This is a genomic window from Kitasatospora sp. NPDC056181 (assembly GCF_042266225.1).
GTDB lineage: Bacteria > Actinomycetota > Actinomycetes > Streptomycetales > Streptomycetaceae > Kitasatospora.
Genome location: NZ_JBHJUK010000313.1, coordinates 1 through 2,391 on the forward strand (window position 1 = coordinate 1; position 2,391 = coordinate 2,391).

2 protein-coding genes are annotated in these 2,391 nt (G+C 72.9%); both read left to right on the top strand.

What is annotated here, in order from left to right; all coding sequences use genetic code 11:
- Positions 1-291: 291 nt before the first annotated feature.
- On the top strand, positions 292-1,053 hold the full coding sequence (locus ACFC1F_RS43170) for a DeoR/GlpR family DNA-binding transcription regulator (RefSeq protein ID WP_376167282.1): 762 nt from the start codon (positions 292-294) through the stop codon (positions 1,051-1,053).
- Positions 1,054-1,337: 284 nt separating this feature from the next.
- Positions 1,338-2,210: an SIS domain-containing protein gene (locus tag ACFC1F_RS43175; protein ID WP_376167284.1), complete on the top strand. Its 873-nt coding sequence runs from the start codon at positions 1,338-1,340 to the stop codon at positions 2,208-2,210.
- The last annotated feature ends 181 nt before the right edge of the window (positions 2,211-2,391 follow it).

Here is a 2,391-nt window from a genome sequence, read left to right on the forward strand (position 1 = left end):
GCCCTCGACCGAGAGGCGGTCGCCGTCGACGACACCGCCGGGCAGGACCAGCCGGGCGCCGGACAGGGCGGTACCCCGCGGCGAGGCCGCTGATTCGATTCGCGTTCTCACGCGGTCACCTCCGGGAACGGGCCCGCCGCCGGCCATCGGTGGGGCGGCTGGCCAGCGGGCATCTGCTCAGAACCGCTCAATACTGGTCAGTCCAATCAGATTCAGTCAACCCATCCGTATGAGGACGGCAGCCAGTCGAGGCGCCACCCGTGCTGGGCGCGCGCGGCTACACTCCCCGCCATGCTCAAAGCTGATCGAATAGCTCGGATTCTTTCCTGTATCACGCATGAGGGTAGTGCCAATGTGCACGCCCTCGCCGAGCTCCTGGGCGTCTCGGGTGCGACGGTCCGCCGCGACCTCCAGGAGCTCCACGGGCGGGGGCTGCTCAACCGGACCCGCGGCGGCGCGGTGACCGGCGCGGTCAACCTGGAACTCCCGCTGCGCCACCGCCGGGAGAAGCACCCCGAGGAGAAGCGGCGGATCGCCGCGCGGGCGGCCCTGCTGGTGCCCGACGGCGCGGTGGTCGGCCTGACCGGTGGCACCACCACCGGCGAGCTCGCCCGCGTCCTGGCCGGCCGCCGGGACACCACGATCGTCACCAACGCGGTGAACATCGCGGCGGACCTCGTCGTCCGCCCCGAGGTCCGGCTGGTCGTCATCGGCGGGATCGCCCGTACCACCAGCTACGAGCTGGTCGGTCCGGCCGCCGAACGGATGCTCGCCCAGTACCACTTGGACATCGCCTTCATCGGGGTGGACGGCCTGACGGCCCGGGAGGGCTGCACCACGCACGACGAGATGGAGGCCCAGACCGACCGGGCCTTCCTGCGCAGCAGTGCCCGTTCCGTGGTCCTCGCGGACAGCAGCAAGATCGGGCGGGTGACGTTCGCGGAGATCTGCCCGCTGGCGCAGGTGCACGACGTGGTGACGGACGACGGGCTCGGGGTGGTGCGGGAGCGGGAGCTCACGGACGGCGGTGTCCGGGTGCACCGCGCGGGGTGAGCCGGGGCCCTATCCGCGCCCGGCCGGTGCCCGCCCCCGTTTCCGCCCCCGGTTCTGCTCCCGATTCCGACGCTGTTACCGACCCGCGCCCGCCCCCGTTTCCGGCCGGCCGGCGCGGGGCCGTCCGCGGGTTCTCCGGGCCCCGGTGGCCGCTCCCGACCCCGGCCTTCGGCGGCCTGCTCGAAACTGCGATCTTGGTGTTCATGCTTGCACATGTCTGGAAGAAGCGGCTATAAATCACTCAGAATTGAGCATCAAGGCTCAACCTTGCGCAGGAGGACGTCATGGCTTACGTCGACGCGGAGATCGCCAGCCAGCCGGAGTGCTGGCAGCGCGCCCTCGACCTGACCCCCAAGGGGCTGCCGGAGCCCGGTGAGCGTGTCGCGGTCCTCGGCTGCGGCACCTCGCTGTACATCGCCCAGGCCTACGCGGCGCTGCGCGAGGAGGCGGGCCTGGGTGAGACCGACGCGTTCGCGGCGTCCGAGTTCCCGGCCCACCGCCGGTACGACCGGGTCGTCGCCCTCACCCGCTCCGGGACCACCACCGAGGTGCTGGACGCCCTGGCCCGCACCCGCAGCGGTGCGACCGTGGCGATCACCGGGGACGTGTCCACGCCCGTGGTCGACGCCGCGCAGCACGTGGTCGCCCTGGAGTTCGCCGACGAGCGGTCCGTCGTGCAGACCCGCTTCGCCACCACCGCCCTCGTCCTGCTGCGGGCCCACCTCGGCGCCGCCCCGGCCGACCTGCCCGCGCAGGCACAGCGGGCCATCGACACCCCGCTGCCCGAACGGGCCCTGGCCTCGAAGCAGTTCACCTTCCTCGGGGCGGGCTGGACCAACGGCGTCGCCAACGAGGCGGCGCTCAAGGTCCGCGAGGCCTCCTCCTCCTGGACCGAGTCCTACCCCGCCATGGAGTACCGGCACGGACCGATCAGCGTCAGCAGCTCCGAGAGCACCGTCTGGTTCTTCGGCCCGCCGCCGGCCGGCCTGCTCGACCAGATCGCGCTCACCGGCGCCCGCGCCGTGGTCTCCGATCTCGACCCGCTGGCCGAGCTGGTCCGCGCGCAGCGCCTCGCCGTCGGACTGGCCGCGGCCCGCGGCCTCGACCCCGACCACCCGCGCAACCTCACCCGCTCCATCGTGCTGGACCAGCCGTGACCCTGATCCACGCGACGGGGACGCGGACGACGGCGGCGGCACCGTGAGCGTCATCGCCCTGGACGTCGGGGGCACCCACATCAAGGGCGCGGTGGTCGAGGACGGCCGGCTCGTCGACTCCGCGCGGTGGCACACCCGCGCCGGCCGGGACCCGGACGCCGTCATCGAGACCGTCCTCGGC

Excerpts from the sequence above, each read along its gene's own strand:
- ACFC1F_RS43170 (WP_376167282.1), top strand. The coding sequence starts at position 292 with ATGCTCAAAGCTGATCGAATAGCTCGGATTCTTTCCTGTATCACGCAT.
- ACFC1F_RS43175 (WP_376167284.1), top strand. The coding sequence starts at position 1,338 with ATGGCTTACGTCGACGCGGAGATCGCCAGCCAGCCGGAGTGCTGGCAG.